This is a genomic window from Ciceribacter ferrooxidans, from assembly GCF_004137355.1.
Classification (GTDB): Bacteria; Pseudomonadota; Alphaproteobacteria; order Rhizobiales; family Rhizobiaceae; genus Allorhizobium; species Allorhizobium ferrooxidans.
The window spans coordinates 1-251 of the sequence record NZ_SDVB01000292.1 but is presented as its reverse complement, the minus strand read 5'-3'; the positions used below and the strand labels follow the sequence as shown (position 1 = coordinate 251).

Sequence of the window (251 nt, the reverse complement as noted above, 5' to 3'; positions counted from 1 at the left end):
CAGGTCAGGTGGGATTCCTTCCTTGTCTTGGAACTTGTCCTTCACGTTCTCAACGATGACACAAAGCTCAACCTCCAGCGTACTCGTCGCCCCACTGAGCTTTTTGACAAAGATCTGCATGCCTCCCCTCAGACGAAGAACCAAGTGCAGGGTGGATTCCTTCTGGATATTGTAGTCAGAAAGTGTGCGGCCATGTTCGAGCTGCTTGCCAGCAAAGATCAACCTCTGCTGGTCAGGTGGGATTCCTTCCT

General features: G+C 51.8%; 1 protein-coding gene. It reads right to left on the bottom strand.

Annotated elements, in window-relative coordinates; translation table 11 throughout:
• Positions 1 to 251 (bottom strand): ubiquitin-like protein (locus EUU22_RS25680; protein WP_205687940.1); only part of this gene is annotated, 251 nt, incomplete at both ends.